This is a genomic window from Streptomyces sp. NPDC026672 (genome assembly GCF_040638185.1).
Classification (GTDB): Bacteria; Actinomycetota; Actinomycetes; order Streptomycetales; family Streptomycetaceae; genus Streptomyces.
In genome coordinates this window covers 205,714-219,329 of record NZ_JBEZXS010000002.1, presented here as the reverse complement: position 1 = coordinate 219,329, position 13,616 = coordinate 205,714, and the positions used below count along the sequence as shown (strand labels likewise).

At 68.8% G+C, this 13,616-nt stretch carries 12 protein-coding genes and 2 pseudogenes; 12 read left to right on the top strand and 2 right to left on the bottom strand.

Translation table 11 applies throughout. From position 1 onward, the window contains the following. Nucleotides 1–23 precede the first annotated feature (23 nt). The 3 genes from AB0F77_RS02655 to AB0F77_RS02645 are packed head-to-tail and all read left to right on the top strand — an operon-like array spanning nt 24 to nt 2,953. On the top strand, nt 24–1,223 hold the full coding sequence (locus AB0F77_RS02655) for an ABC transporter substrate-binding protein (RefSeq protein ID WP_361940195.1): 1,200 nt from the start codon (nt 24–26) through the stop codon (nt 1,221–1,223). A 3-nt stretch (nt 1,224–1,226) separates the two neighbouring features. Continuing rightward, a complete protein-coding gene (locus AB0F77_RS02650; RefSeq protein ID WP_361940192.1) occupies nt 1,227–2,126 on the top strand; it encodes an ABC transporter permease in 900 nt (299 codons plus the stop codon). A gap of 11 nt (nt 2,127–2,137) precedes the next feature. Continuing rightward, on the top strand, nt 2,138–2,953 hold the full coding sequence (locus AB0F77_RS02645) for an ABC transporter permease (RefSeq protein WP_361940189.1): 816 nt from the start codon (nt 2,138–2,140) through the stop codon (nt 2,951–2,953). 270 nt (nt 2,954–3,223) lie between these two features. Here AB0F77_RS02645 and AB0F77_RS02640 read toward each other — a convergent pair whose 3' ends face one another. After that, nucleotides 3,224–3,778 carry a flavoprotein gene (locus tag AB0F77_RS02640; RefSeq protein ID WP_361940186.1) on the bottom strand — a complete coding sequence of 185 codons (555 nt, stop codon included), beginning with the start codon at nt 3,776–3,778 and terminating at the stop codon, nt 3,224–3,226. Then, entirely contained in the window at nt 3,775–5,016 is a 1,242-nt protein-coding gene (locus AB0F77_RS02635; RefSeq protein ID WP_361940183.1) for a helix-turn-helix transcriptional regulator, read from the bottom strand. Before AB0F77_RS02635 ends, AB0F77_RS02640 begins: the two co-directional genes overlap by 4 nt. A gap of 80 nt (nt 5,017–5,096) precedes the next feature. On the opposite strand from AB0F77_RS02635, the gene AB0F77_RS02630 reads away from it, so the two are divergent. From AB0F77_RS02630 to AB0F77_RS02590, 9 genes and pseudogenes are all read left to right on the top strand, one after another. Continuing rightward, a complete protein-coding gene (locus tag AB0F77_RS02630; protein ID WP_361940180.1) occupies nt 5,097–5,576 on the top strand; it encodes a hypothetical protein in 480 nt (159 codons plus the stop codon). 538 nt (nt 5,577–6,114) lie between these two features. Next, nucleotides 6,115–6,387: pseudogene (locus tag AB0F77_RS02625) on the top strand (hypothetical protein); the annotation flags it as partial. Nucleotides 6,388–6,489: 102 nt separating this feature from the next. Next, a complete protein-coding gene (locus tag AB0F77_RS02620; RefSeq protein WP_361940576.1) occupies nt 6,490–7,317 on the top strand; it encodes a helix-turn-helix transcriptional regulator in 828 nt (275 codons plus the stop codon). Between the two features lie 497 nt (nt 7,318–7,814). After that, nucleotides 7,815–8,952, top strand: a pseudogene (locus tag AB0F77_RS02615) (inorganic phosphate transporter). A 41-nt stretch (nt 8,953–8,993) separates the two neighbouring features. Then, nucleotides 8,994–9,224: a hypothetical protein gene (locus AB0F77_RS02610; protein WP_361940177.1), complete on the top strand. Its 231-nt coding sequence runs from the start codon at nt 8,994–8,996 to the stop codon at nt 9,222–9,224. A gap of 89 nt (nt 9,225–9,313) precedes the next feature. Further along, nucleotides 9,314–10,312, top strand: coding sequence for a LacI family DNA-binding transcriptional regulator (locus tag AB0F77_RS02605; protein ID WP_361940174.1), 999 nt, complete (start codon nt 9,314–9,316; stop codon nt 10,310–10,312). Between the two features lie 122 nt (nt 10,313–10,434). Then, entirely contained in the window at nt 10,435–11,781 is a 1,347-nt protein-coding gene (locus AB0F77_RS02600) for a sugar ABC transporter substrate-binding protein (RefSeq protein WP_361940171.1), read from the top strand. A 5-nt stretch (nt 11,782–11,786) separates the two neighbouring features. After that, nucleotides 11,787–12,737, top strand: a complete 951-nt coding sequence (locus AB0F77_RS02595; protein WP_361940168.1) for a sugar ABC transporter permease — start codon at nt 11,787–11,789, stop codon at nt 12,735–12,737. Next, complete coding sequence (locus tag AB0F77_RS02590; RefSeq protein WP_361940165.1) at nt 12,734–13,609, top strand: carbohydrate ABC transporter permease; 876 nt, start codon at nt 12,734–12,736, stop codon at nt 13,607–13,609. Before AB0F77_RS02595 ends, AB0F77_RS02590 begins: the two co-directional genes overlap by 4 nt. Nucleotides 13,610–13,616 lie beyond the last annotated feature (7 nt).

Here is a 13,616-nt window from a genome sequence, read left to right as displayed (position 1 = left end):
CCCCATCCCCCAGGGAGAACGCCGTGCGCCTCACCCGAACCCGCCAAGCCGCCGCCGTCGCCGCCCTGTTCCTCGCCGTCACCGCCTGCGGCTCCTCCGGCTCCGGCGGCGGCACGTCCTCGACCGGCCTCAACCCGCCCGACCTGAAAGCCCCGACGAAACTCGGCAGGACCGAGGGCGCGGTCAACCTGATCGCCTGGGCCGGCTACGTCGAGGACGGCTCCAACGACCCGAAGGTGAACTGGGTCGGCGACTTCGAGAAGCGGACCGGCTGCCAGGTCCGCTCCAAGGTCGCGGCCAGCTCCGACGAGATGGTCAAGCTCATGAAGACCGGCCAGTACGACGCCGTCTCCGCCTCCGGCGACGCCTCCCTGCGCCTGATCGCCTCCGGTGACGCGGCCCCCGTCAACACCGCCCTCGTCCCGAACTACAAGGACGTCTTCCCCGACCTCAAGATGCAGGCGTGGAACTCCGTCGACGGCACGGCGTACGGCATCCCGCACGGCCGCGGCGCCAATCTGCTGATGTACAACACCCGGAAGGTCAGTCCCGCCCCGACCTCCTGGGCCGCGGTCTTCGACGACGCCGCGACGTACAAGGGCCACGTCACGGCGTACGACTCGCCCATCTACATCGCCGACGCCGCCCTCTACCTCAAGGCCACCGAGCCCGAGTTGGGCATCAAGGACCCCTACGCGCTCGACCAGAAGCAGTTCGACGCCGCCGTGGCCCTGCTCAAGAAGCAGAACGCCGACGTCGGCGAGTACTGGAGCGACTACCTCAAGGAGGTCTCCGCCTTCAAGAGCGGCGACTCCGTCATCGGCACCACCTGGCAGGTCATCGCCAACCTCACCGCCGCCGAGGGCGCCCCGGTCAAGGCGTTCGTGCCCGAGGAGGGCGCGACCGGCTGGTCCGACACCTGGATGGTCTCCGCGAAGGCCAAGCACCCGAACTGTGCCTACAAATGGCTCGACTGGATCGTCTCGCCCGAGGTCAACGCCCAGGTCGCCGAGTACTTCGGCGAGGCCCCGGCCAATGCGAAGGCCTGCGACCTGACCAGCGACAAGAACTTCTGCGCCACCTACCACGCGGCCGACACCGCCTACTGGAAGAACGTCGCCTTCTGGAACACGCCCATCGAGCAGTGCCTCGACGGCCGCACCGACGTCAAGTGCGTCCCGTACGCCAAGTGGGTCCAGGCCTGGACCGAGATCAAGGGCTGACCGATGACCGCTGCCGCGCAGACCGCCGGACGGCACCCCCGGGGCACCGTCCGGCGGCTCGCCGGATTCCTGCACCGCCGCCCCCGGCTCCGGCTCGCCCTGCTGCTCACCGCCCCGCTGCTGTGGCTGGCCGTGCTCTACCTCGGCTCGCTCACCGTGCTGTTCGTCTCCGCGTTCTGGACGACCGACTCCTTCACCTCCGAGGTGGTGAAGGTCTGGTCGACCGACAACTTCCGGGCCCTGTTCACGACCCCCGTCTACCGGCAGGTGATCCTGCGCAGCGTCGGCGTCGCCCTCGCCGTCACCGCGCTGTGCGCCGTGATCGCCTTCCCGGTCGCCTTCTGCACCGCCCGCGTCGCCCGGCCTCGCCTGCGCCCGCTGCTCGTCGTCGCCGTCCTCACGCCGCTGTGGGCCAGTTACCTGGTCAAGGTGTACGCCTGGCGGCTGATTCTCTCCGAGGGCGGCCTCGCCGACTGGCTGCTCGCGCCCCTCGGCCTCGGCGGACCCGGGTACGGACTGCCGGCGACCGTGCTGACCTTGACGTACCTCTGGCTGCCGTACATGATCCTGCCGGTCCACACCGCCCTGGAGCAGCTGCCCGACAGCCTCCTCGACGCCTCCGGCGACCTGGGCGCCCGGCCCTGGCGCACCTTCCGGTCCGTCGTGCTGCCCCTGGTGCTGCCGTCGGTGGCGGCCGGGTCGGTCTTCACGTTCTCGCTGAGCCTCGGCGACTACATCACCGTGCAGATCGTCGGCGGCAAGACCCAGCTGATCGGCAACCTCGTCTACTCCGACATCGAACTCAACCTGCCCATGGCCGCCGCGCTCGGCACGGTCCCGGTCGCCGTGATCGTGCTGTACCTGCTGGCGATGCGCCGCACCGGCGCCCTGAGCAGCCTGTAGAGGAGCCGGCCGTGCAACTCTCCCGTCCCGCGCGCATCGCGCTGCGCGTCGCCGCGGGCTTCGGCTTCGCGGTGATCTACGTGCCGCTGCTGCTGGTCCTCGTCAACTCCCTGAACCCGGACCGCAGCGCGAGCTGGCCGCCGCCCGGACTCACCCTGCACTGGTGGTCGGTGGCCGGGCACAACTCCGGTGCGCGCGAGGCGCTGTGGGTGTCCGTCAAGGCGGGCCTCGGCGCGACCGCCGTCGCCCTGGTGCTCGGCACGCTCATCGCGTTCGCGGTGGCCCGGTACCGCTTCTTCGGACGTGACGCCGTCTCCTTCGTCGTCGTGCTGCCCATCGCGCTGCCCGGCATCGTCACCGGCATCGCCCTCAACTCCGCGTTCGGCACCGTCCTCGAACCGCTCGGTGTGGGGCTCGGCCTGTTCACCGTGGTCGTCGGGCACGCCACCTTCTGCATCGTGATCGTCTTCAACAACGTCGTCGCCCGGCTGCGCCGCACCTCCGGCTCCTACGAGGAGGCCGCCGCCGACCTCGGCGCCCACCCCTTCCGGGCCTTCGTGGACGTCACCTTCCCGCTGGTGCGCTCGGCGCTGCTGGCCGGCGGACTGCTGTCCTTCGCGCTGTCCTTCGACGAGATCGTGGTGACCACGTTCACCGCGGGGCCGGGGGTCCAGACGCTGCCGATCTGGATCTTCGAGAACATGACCCGCCCGCAGCAGGCACCCGTGGTGAACGTGGTCGCGGCGGTCCTCGTCCTGCTCTCCGTCGTCCCGATCTACGTCGCCCAACGCCTGTCGTCGGACACGACCGGAGGGGGGCGTGTCTAGCACCGACGGACTCCGTCGGGACCGCCGCTCCCCGTGTTCGTACCGGCTGATCTCGCTACGGGTCATCGTTTCCCGGCCGGAGACCGTATTGATCGCCTCTGCTTGTTCGACCGCATACGTGGCGATTGGCTTCGCCGGGGCCGGCATCGGACTCCTGGTCTTCGCGAGCGCTGATACACGCCACCTGGCGGTAGCTGTACGAGGACAAGGCCGAATTCCCCGCTCCGTTGGAGCGGGGTCCGTCCGCGCTTCCCGGATGCGGGCGGGGCGTCAGGATGTCGGCGGGAGGGCGTCGAGGGCCAGATCCCATGGGTAGGTGTCGAGGTTGCCGCGGCCGGGCGGATGAGGGGCATAGCCGGGTCCGCTCCGGCCGTCGTCGAGGAGCACGGTCACGCCTGCCTCGCGCAGTTCGGCCACGCTCCGCCGAACGGCCGGGTGCCGGTCCTGGGCGTCGTTCCAATGCGGGAGGGCGATGATGTGCAGCCCTTTGCCGATGCCCTCGGTCACCAGGCCGAGGGCGAGGGTGTCACTGATGCCGGCGGCCCACTTGTTGAGGGTGTTGGAGGTGAGGGGAGCGACAAGAAGCGCATCCGGGGCGGGCAGGACATCGGGGTCCGAGGGAAGCTTGTAGGAGTGCCGGACGGGGTGTCCGGTGAGCTCGCGAAGCTCGTCGAGGTTGCCCTCAGGGTCCTCCGCCATCCATCGGTGGGCGGACGGGGTCAGGATGAGGCAGACGTCCCAGCCCGCTTTTTGTGCGGCCCGGATGGGGATGGTGAGACGTCGGGCGGGTGGTGCGGCGCAGGCGATCACGTACAGAGTTTTCACGTGGGCAGTCCACAGCGTGCGGCGAGCGTCTGCAAGCGTCCCTCAGCTGAACCGGCACCCAAGAGCCGTAAGTCGCCGATGAGTTGCCGGGTCCGGGGCCTGCACTGGACCTCTTCCTGTGCTTCCCTCTCGGCTGTGAGGAGGGCATCGACTGCCTCGACACGGTCTCCGGCTTGCATGAGCCCGTAGGCGAGATCAGTAAGGAGATGGGCACGACGCTCCTTGGGCAGCGCAGCGCGGCTCGGCTCGGAGATGGTGCGGGCCACGGCGACGGCGTCCGCGCCTGCGCTGAGTTGGACGTGCGCGGCGACGCGGTACAACTTCGCGTTGGTGGGTCCGAACGCGGTCCAGAGGCTGTTGCCGTCGAACCCGAGTTCGTCGGCGTGCCGGTCGGCCTGGTCGAGGAGGTCGGGGACCGTGCGGGCCGCCGCGGCGGCCCGGGTGTCGTCGAACGCGGCAGCCGTGGCCTGCGCCATGGCCGCCTTGAGGTACAGCATGCCCAGCACTGACGTGCCGTCCGCGCCGCGAGTGCGCAAGTGGGGTTCAAGGCGGGCCGCGGCACTGATGGCGAACTCGGCGGCGGCGTGGGGTTGGCCGTGCATGGTCATGGCGTCGACGAGGTGACGCGCGGCCGACGCCATGTTGACGGGGTCCTCGGACCGCTCGGCGGCGGCCACGGCGCGGTGTCCGGAGACGAGTGCGAGGTCGGTGTCGCCGTACTTGATCGCTGCTCCCTCGACGAGTTCGAGGGTGAAGGAGAGGAGCCGGAAGGCTTCGAGCTGGTCCTCGTCCTGGTGGCAGGCGGCGGCGCGGTTGGTGTCGACCAGGAGCTCGGGGACGAGCCGCCCCAGGCTCGCGAAATGTCCCGCTTGAAAGGCGGAACGGGCGTGGTCGAGGCGGCCACGCAGGACATTGATGGGGAGTGGTTCGGTGCCGTCGTCGTCCACCGCGCCCGTGATCACGTCGTGCCGCTGCAGGGTCCGGCGGATCACGTCGAGCTCGACAGAGTCCAGGCATCTGACCGCCGGAGCAGAGGAGAGGAACACCGCGACGTCGACTTGCAGCACCCGGGCCGCGCGCTCGACCACAGAGAGATTGGGGTCACGCTGCCGTTCGCTTCGCTCGATGTCTTGGGCCCATCTACGGGACTGACCCATCAGGCGGCCGAAAGTTTCTTGCGTCATGTGTCGGCGCTCTCGCCAGTAGGCGACACGGCGGCCGAACTCCTGCGCATCCATAGGTACTGCTCCAGAGCCGGAATCATGATGCACGCACTTCGCGTGCCTACAGTCCGTTGTACTCCCCCTACCGTCTGGATATGGCCGAGTCCCAGGAAACCACTTGTAAGTGGACCGCGTTCGTCTCGCCGGACGACACGACCGCTGTTGAACTGCGCTTTGTTGAGAACTCTGCAATGAGGCTCGCGCCTTGCGGTATTCAGTGGGACGCCGTCGTGATCGCACCTCTTGAGCGCGGCCTCGCTGCCCTTGATGTCCTCGGCCTGCCACAGGACGAGGGGTATCCCGTGTTCGCCGACTACTACAAACAAGAGCTGATCGTGCAGGTTCGAGCCGGGAGCGCGGTCGATCAGTTCGAGGGCGTTCAAGGTGTCCGCCCGCTCTCACTCGGAGGGTGGGTGATGGTCCCTGCCAAGGGCGCCGGAACGATGCACGCGGCATGGATCAACCGCCCAACTCCCCAAGCAACGCGCTACGTTGACGTCATCGCATTGCGTGAGGCGTTACTCGCGGCAGACAGACTCGGCGAGCCCGCGCGCTGCTCTGCTCATCGTCCATGAGCTGAGCGCATATGAAGTTGCCCGACAACGCACGCACATTGCGTGCCATTCCCGGGCCCGACTGCTCTTACCGTCCTGTCACGGCTCATGCATCCAATGCCGGCGCGGAGACATGGTGCTGCCTCGCAATGCTCCCGCCGACACAGCCGTGAGTGCGTACGTCGTCGTTCCCGGCTGGGCTCCTCCCACTGGTGCCTTGCAGAAGCGCCAAGCCAGCCCTCCAAAGAAACCAGCAGATCTGAGGCCTCCCAATGTCCGTCGTGTTAGCGGCTGGCGTCACCTCCATGCGCAGCGGAGACCGAGCAATGCCCTCCAGCAGCCTGCCCCCGATCATCAGTCCGGTGGGCGTCGACACCGATCTGTGGGCCGCGCTGGAGGACCTGAAAATAGGCCGCTATCACGCCGCTCGTGACCTGTTGTCCAGAACGAGCGGGAACTGGGCGCCGCGCACGAGTCGCAGTCGTCTTCTGGCGGTTGGTGCGAGGGCGGTGTCTTCAAGATCTGGGTGGACGAGAACTCGACCAGCGCGGACGCGTGGATGATGTGGGCAAGGGCGCTCACACGGGTGGTGTTCACCGCCCACCTCGCCGCCATCGCCCATGGCATCAAGAACAGCCTGGCGCTGCCGCCGGCCTGCGAGGGCGACGCCTACCAGGACCGACATGCGGTGCGGCTCCCCGCCGATCTGGTCGAAGTGCTCCAGGGCTTCGAGTACAGCGCCGTCGCCGAGAGCTGGCTCGGCAACAACGTCGTACGGCACTACGCCCACGAGGCGCAGGCCGAACTCGCCTGGCACCGCGGACACGCCACCGGCCTGGAACGCCGCCGAGGCATGCACCGACACTCCCCCCACCGGTTGCCTCGTTCCCGGACCGCTGTCCGGGCCACACTGAGAGTGAATAAGAGATCGTTCGTGACCAATATCAACGTGCTCGACCCGGGCGCTTCACCGCTCGATTACTACGGGTTCGAACTCCGCCGGTCCCGGGAGGCGGCGGGGCTGACGCAGCGGCAGCTCGGTGACATCGTCGCCTATACCGGGTCACTCGTCGGTCAGATCGAGACCGCCCGGAAGTTGCCCACGGCGGAGTTCAGTGAGCGGGTTGACGCCGCCCTGAAGACGGACGGGATGCTGTCCCGGCTCCTGGAACTGGTCATGAGGAGCCAGCTCCCGAGCTGGTTTCAGAAGATCGAGAAGTTGGAAGCACGGGCACGCGAGATCTGCACCTTTCAGACGGGCATGGTCCATGAGCTGCTGCAGACCCGGGCCTACATCCATGCGGTGCTCTCCGCGTTCAACCAGGCCAACCCCGAGGACTGGACCGCTGCGCGACTGAACCGGCAGCGCATCTTCGGCAAGGAGAAACCGCCGATCTTCTGGATGGTGCTCAGCGAGGCAGCACTGCACCAGGAGATCGGTGGCCGGGAGATCATGCGTGGGCAACTCGCCCACCTGGCCTCCTTCGAGTCCCACACCCGGGTCAACGTCCAGGTGCTGCCGTTCTCGGCCGGAGCACATCCGGGGCTTGTCGGCTCATTCAGCGTCTTCCGGTTCGAAACTGACCCGGCTGTCGCCTACACCGACGGATACGGATGCGGTCATCCAACGGCAGACTCGAAGACAGTCGATAACTGTTCACTCCGATACGACTACCTTCGGGCCGCCGCGCTGTCCATCAAGGACTCGGCGCAGCTGATGCGGCGAATGGCGGAGGACCGCTACGGAGAGCAAGCGGCGTAAGTCCGCTTTCCGATTCCAGGAAGGCGACGTGGTCGGCCTGCCACTGCTGTCAGCCATGTGACCATCGCCGGGGAGAGCCCGGTCGAACTGCCGAGGAGCTGCTCCAAGGCGAGCTTGAAGCCGAGGCTGGAGTCGTCGGTGCCGGCGGGCACGGTCCGGATCACCCGTCCAACGGGAGCGCCCCGACTCGATACCCCGTCCGGCCCCCTGGGGCGCCCGTGTCGGCGGAGGCCGTCGACGAGGGGCCGGGGGCTGTCCTGTCCGGCCAAGGCCAGGTAACCACGCGGCGCGTTCTGGCGGCGCGGGGCCGATACAGACCTCGGCGGCTGCGGGAAAATCCAGGGGCGAGGGGTCGTCACGCCGGGGCCGGAAACCGGGCCTCGGCCGGATGGGCGGCTGAGGTCGCGGGGTGTCGAGGACGCGCCTGGCGTGAGAGGCGGCGCGTCCGAGTACGCGCCGCAGGCGTGATGGCCGCTCCTCCCTCGTGAGGTGTCCCCGTGGGTACCGTCTCGTTCCTCGTCGTCGTCGTGGTGACGGCCCTGGCCTTCGACTTCACCAACGGGTTTCCACGACACCGCCAATTCGATGGCGACGTCGGTGGCGACCGGCGCTCTGAGCCCACGTGTGGCGGTCGCGGTGGCGGGTGTCCTCAACCTGGCGGGCGCCTTCCTGTCCACGGCCGTCGCGAAGACCGTCTCCGGCGGCATCGTGAACGACGCGAAGGTGTCCCTGGTGATGATCTTCGCGGGTCTCGTCGGCGCGCTCCTGTGGAACCTGACGACCTGGCTCGCGGGGCTGCCGTCGAGTTCGTCGCATGCCTTGTTCGGGGGGCTGATCGGCGCCGTGTGGGTCGGCGCGGGCGGCTCGGCCGTGCAGTTCGGGACGCTCGTCGAGAAGATCGTCGTCCCCGCCGTCCTCTCCCCGGTCGTCGCCTGCGTCGTGGCCGTACTGGCGACCCACCTGGCGTACGTCATCACCCGGCGGACGGACCGCGCTCGGGCGCGGGGCGGATTCCGCAGGGGGCAGATCGGCTCGGCGTCGCTGGTCGCGCTGGCGCACGGCACCAACGACGCGCAGAAGACCATGGGCGTCATCACCGTCGCCCTCATCTCCGCCGGGCTGCTGCCCCACGGCTCAGGACCGCCCTGGTGGGTGGTGCTGACCGCCGCTCTGGCGATCTCGCTCGGCACCTACATGGGCGGCTGGCGGATCATCCGCACCATGGGCAAACGCCTCACCGACATCGAGGCCCCGCAGGGCTTCACGGCCGAGACCAGCGCCACCGCCGTGATCCTCGCGTCGTCCCACATGGGCTTTCCGCTGTCGACCACCCAGGTCTGCACCGGCAGCATCCTGGGCGCGGGCCTGGGGCGCAGGACGGCGCAGGTGCGGTAGGGCACGGCGGGGCGGATCGCCGTGTCGTGGGCGCTCACCCTGCCCGCCGCGGCGGCCATCGGCGGTGCCGCGGCCTGGATCGCCGATCACGGCACCGCCGGAGTGGCCGTGGTGGCGGCCTCGGCCACCGCCTCGGCGACCGGGTTCTGGGCGTTGTCGCGCCGCCTCCCCGTGACCGCCGACAACGTCAACGCCGTGCACGCTCCGCTGCCCCAGCACGCGGGGAACACCGTGACATGAGCGGCGCGGCCGTCCTGCCCACGGGCAGAGGGAGGCTTCGGATGGACATCGACTGGAGTGCCTTCGTCGGCGTCTTCGTCGTGAGCCTGGGCATCACGCTGCTCACGGTCGTGCTGTTCTCCCTCGGCGTCGCGACCTGCCCCGGCGGCGGCACCGGCCGGGAACGGGCACGCCGTGGCGACCGGCCGATCGGCACCGCGGTGGCGGTGCTGTGCTTCTGCGCCTGCCTGGCGGTGGCCGGTTACGGGATCGCGCTGATCATCGGCGACTGACGGCGACTGACGGCGGCGCGCGGGCCCGGTGGCGGAGCGGGCCCACCTTTACGCAAACAGCTTGCGTTTCTTGCGCTACTCTTGCGTGCATGACACGACGACTTGCGGAAGTGGCGAAGAAGGTCGGGGTCAGCGAGGCCACGGTCAGCCGGGTGCTCAACAACAAGCCCGGTGTCTCCGAAGCCACCCGGCAGTCCGTGCTGTCGGCCCTCGACGTCCTCGGCTACGAACGGCCGACCCAGTTGCGCGGCGAACGCGCACGGCTCGTCGGCCTCGTGCTGCCCGAGCTGCAGAACCCCATCTTCCCCGCGTTCGCCGAGGTCATCGGCGGCGCCCTCGCCCAGCTCGGCCTCACCCCCGTGCTGTGCACCCAGACCAAGGGCGGCGTCTCCGAGGCGGACTACGTCAGGCTGCTGCTCCAGCAGCAGGTCTCCGGAGTGGTCTTCGCGGGCGGCCTGTTCGCCCAGGCGGACGCGCCGCACGACCACTACCGGCTGCTCGCCGAGCGCAACATCCCCGTCGTGCTGATGAACGCGGCCATCGAACACCTCGGCTTCCCCGGTGTGTCCTGCGACGACGCGGTCGCCGTCCAGCAGGCGTGGCGGCACCTCTCCTCCCTCGGCCACGAGCGCATCGGCCTGGTGCTCGGCCCCGGCGACCACGTGCCCTCGGCGCGCAAGCTCGCGGCGGCGCGGGCGGTCGCGGGCGAGGCGCTGCCCGACGAGCGCGTGGCCCGCGCCATCTTCTCGATCGAGGGCGGTCACGCTGCTGCGAGCAAGCTGATCGACCGGGGCGTCACCGGCTTCATCTGCGCCAGCGACCCCCTCGCCCTCGGTGTCGTCAGGGCCGCCAGGCGCCGCGGACTCGACGTCCCGTCGCAGATCTCCGTCGTCGGTTACGACGACTCCGCCCTGATGAACTGCACCGAACCCCCGCTGACCACCGTGCGCCAGCCCATCGAGTCGATGGGCAAGGCCGCCGTCGAACTGCTCAACGCGCAGATCGGCGGGAGCGCCGTGCCGGCCGACGAACTGCTCTTCGAGCCGGAACTGGTGGTCCGCGGCTCCACCGCGCAAGCCCCGCGCTGACGGTATACGGAAGATCCAACGCTCTGTCGAATAATTCCAGATTCTGCGCGACATCTTGCGAAGTGATGTCGGCGGTGCTTGAGTGTGCGGCGCCCACCGCTCCTGCCCAGAGGGGTCCACCGATGAGAAGCACCGGGTTCCGCCGCACCTTCGCCGCGCTCAGCGTCTGTTCCCTGGCCCTGGCCGTCTCCGCCTGCGGGTCGGGCGACGAGTCGTCCGGCGGCAAGACCCGCATCACCGTCAACTGCGAGCCGCCCAAGAGCGCCAAGGTCGACCGGAAGTTCTTCGAGGAGGACATCGCCTCCTTCGAGAAGCAGAACCCGGACATCGACGTCGTCGCCCACGACGCGTTCCCCTGCCAGGACCCGAAGACGTTCGACGCCAAGCTCGCCGGCGGCCAGATGGAGGACGTCTTCTACACGTACTTCACCGACGCCCGGCACGTCGTCGACATCAACCAGGCCGCCGACCTCACCCCGTACGTCAAGGAACTGAAGAGCTACGACACCATCCAGCAGCAGTTGCGCGACATCTACACCGTCGACGGCAAGGTCTACGGCATCCCGCGCACCGGCTACTCCATGGGCCTGATCTACAACAAGCAGCTCTTCCAGCGCGCCGGCCTCGACCCCGAGAAGCCGCCGGCCACCTGGGAGGAGGTCCGCGCCGACGCCAAGAAGATCGCCGCGCTCGGCGGCGGCACCGTCGGCTACGCCGACTACAGCGCCCAGAACCAGGGCGGCTGGCACTTCACCGCCGAGCTGTACTCGCAGGGCGGCGACGTCGTCGACGCCGACGGCAAGAAGGCCACCATCAACACCCCCGAGGGGCGCGCCGTCCTGCAGAACCTGCACGACATGCGGTGGACCGACAACTCCATGGGCAGCAAGCAGCTCCTCGTCATCAACGACGCGCAGCAGATGATGGGTTCGGGCAAGCTCGGCATGTACCTCGCCGCCCCCGACAACATCCCGATCCTGGTCAAGGAGAAGGGCGGCGACTACAAGGACATCGCTCTCGCCCCCATGCCCGGCGGCAAGGGCACGCTCATCGGCGGCGACGGCTACATGTTCAACAAGAAGGCCACGCCCGCCCAGATCCGCGCCGGCCTCAAGTGGCTCGACCACATGTTCCTCACCCCCGGCAAGGGCTTCCTCGGCGACTACGCCCGCGCCAAGCAGCAGGACGCCCCGGTCGGCCTGCCCGAGCCGCGCCTGTTCACCGGCGCCGCCGACGCCAAGGACCAGGAGATCAAGAAGGCCAACGCCAATGTGCCGGTGGACAACTACCAGGCGTTCCTCGACGGCAACCAGCAGCTGGAGATGAAGATCGAGCCGCCGAACGCCCAGCAGATCTACTCGGTCCTCGACGGCACGGTCTCCGCCGTCCTCACCAAGAAGGACGCGAACATCGACCAGCTCCTCAAGGAGGCCTCCGGCAAGATCGACAGCATTCTGGCCCGGAGCTGACGGCGATGACCAAGACGGCCGCACGGCCCGCCGAGGCGATCGCCGTACGCCCGGTCCAGGCGCCGCTCCCGCACGGGGGACGGGGGCGGCGTCGCCTGCTCGACCAGGTCCAGGCCTACGGCTTCCTGCTCGGCGGACTGCTCTGCTTCGCGCTGTTCTCCTGGTACCCGGCGATCCGCGCGGTCGTCATCGCCTTCCAGAAGTACACGCCCGGCTCCCCGCCCGAGTGGGTCGGCACCGCCAACTTCACCCGCGTCTGGCACGACCCCGAGTTCGGCGCCGCCTGGCGCAACACCCTCACCTTCACCCTGCTCGCCCTGCTCATCGGCTTCGCCGTCCCCTTCGTGCTCGCCCTGGTCCTCAACGAACTGCGGCACGCCAAGGCGTTCTTCCGGGTCGTCGTCTACCTGCCGGTGATGATCCCGCCGGTGGTCAGCGCCCTGCTGTGGAAGTGGTTCTACGACCCCGGGGCCGGACTCGCCAACGAGGCGCTGCGCTTCCTGCACCTGCCCACCTCGAACTGGTCCAACGGCGCCGACACCGCCATGGTCTCCCTGGTGATCGTCGCCACCTGGGCCAACATGGGCGGCACCGTCCTGATCTACCTGGCCGCCCTCCAGTCCATCCCCGGCGAGCTCTACGAGGCCGCCGAACTCGACGGCGCGAACCTGCTCCAGCGCATCCGGCACGTGACGGTCCCGCAGACCCGGTTCGTCATCCTCATGCTGATGCTCCTCCAGATCATCGCCACCATGCAGGTGTTCACCGAGCCGTTCGTCATCACCGGCGGCGGCCCCGAGAACGCGACGGTCACCGTCCTCTACCTCATCTACAAGTACGCCTTCCTCTACAACGACTTCGGCGGCGCCTGCGCCCTCAGCGTTCTGCTGCTCCTCCTGCTCGGCGTCTTCTCCGCCCTCTACCTGCGGCTCACCCGCTCCGAGGGGGACGCATGAGCACCCGCACCCTCGTCTCGCCCGCCACCCTGGCCCGCCCGCGCGGCAGAGCGGTCTACTGGACCGTCTTCACCGCCGTCGTACTGCTGTTCACGCTCGCCTTCCTCTTCCCCGTCTACTGGATGGTCACCGGCGCGATGAAGTCGCCGGACGAGGTGGCGCGGACCCCGCCCACCTTCGTCCCGGAGAAGTGGCACCTCGGCGGCTACACCGACGCCTGGGACCTGATGCAGCTCCCGCAGCACCTGTGGAACACCGTCGTCCAGGCCGCCGGCGCCTGGGTGTTCCAGCTGGTGTTCTGCACGGCCGCCGCCTACGCCCTGTCCAGGCTCAGGCCCGCCTTCGGCAAGGTGATCCTCGGCGGCATCCTCGCCACCCTCATGGTCCCGGCCCAGGCCCTCGTCGTCCCCAAGTACCTGACCGTCGCCGACCTGCCGCTGATCCACACCAGCCTGCTCAACGACCCCCTCGCCATCTGGCTCCCGGCCGTCGCCAACGCCTTCAACCTCTACCTCCTCAAACGGTTCTTCGACCAACTGCCGCGCGACGTGCTGGAGGCCGCCGAGATCGACGGCGCCGGCAAGCTGCGCGTCCTGTGGTCGATCGTGCTGCCCATGTCCCGGCCGGTCCTCGGCGTGGTGTCGATCTTCGCCCTGGTCGCCGTGTGGCAGGACTTCCTGTGGCCGCTGATGGTCTTCTCCGACACCGACAGACAGCCGATCAGCGTGGCCCTGGTCCAGCTGTCGCAGAACATCCAGCTCACCGTGCTCATCGCCGCCATGGTGATCGCCAGCATTCCGATGGTCGCGCTGTTCCTCGTCTTCCAGCGGCACATCATCGCCGGAATCACCGCGGGCAGCACCAAGGGCTGACACGGCC

Excerpts from the sequence above, each read along its gene's own strand:
- AB0F77_RS02600 (WP_361940171.1), top strand. The coding sequence starts at position 10,435 with ATGAGAAGCACCGGGTTCCGCCGCACCTTCGCCGCGCTCAGCGTCTGT.
- AB0F77_RS02630 (WP_361940180.1), top strand. The coding sequence starts at position 5,097 with ATGGCCGAGTCCCAGGAAACCACTTGTAAGTGGACCGCGTTCGTCTCG.
- AB0F77_RS02595 (WP_361940168.1), top strand. The coding sequence starts at position 11,787 with ATGACCAAGACGGCCGCACGGCCCGCCGAGGCGATCGCCGTACGCCCG.
- AB0F77_RS02650 (WP_361940192.1), top strand. The coding sequence starts at position 1,227 with ATGACCGCTGCCGCGCAGACCGCCGGACGGCACCCCCGGGGCACCGTC.
- AB0F77_RS02635 (WP_361940183.1), bottom strand. The coding sequence starts at position 5,016 with ATGGATGCGCAGGAGTTCGGCCGCCGTGTCGCCTACTGGCGAGAGCGC.
- AB0F77_RS02590 (WP_361940165.1), top strand. The coding sequence starts at position 12,734 with ATGAGCACCCGCACCCTCGTCTCGCCCGCCACCCTGGCCCGCCCGCGC.
- AB0F77_RS02610 (WP_361940177.1), top strand. The coding sequence starts at position 8,994 with ATGGACATCGACTGGAGTGCCTTCGTCGGCGTCTTCGTCGTGAGCCTG.
- AB0F77_RS02605 (WP_361940174.1), top strand. The coding sequence starts at position 9,314 with ATGACACGACGACTTGCGGAAGTGGCGAAGAAGGTCGGGGTCAGCGAG.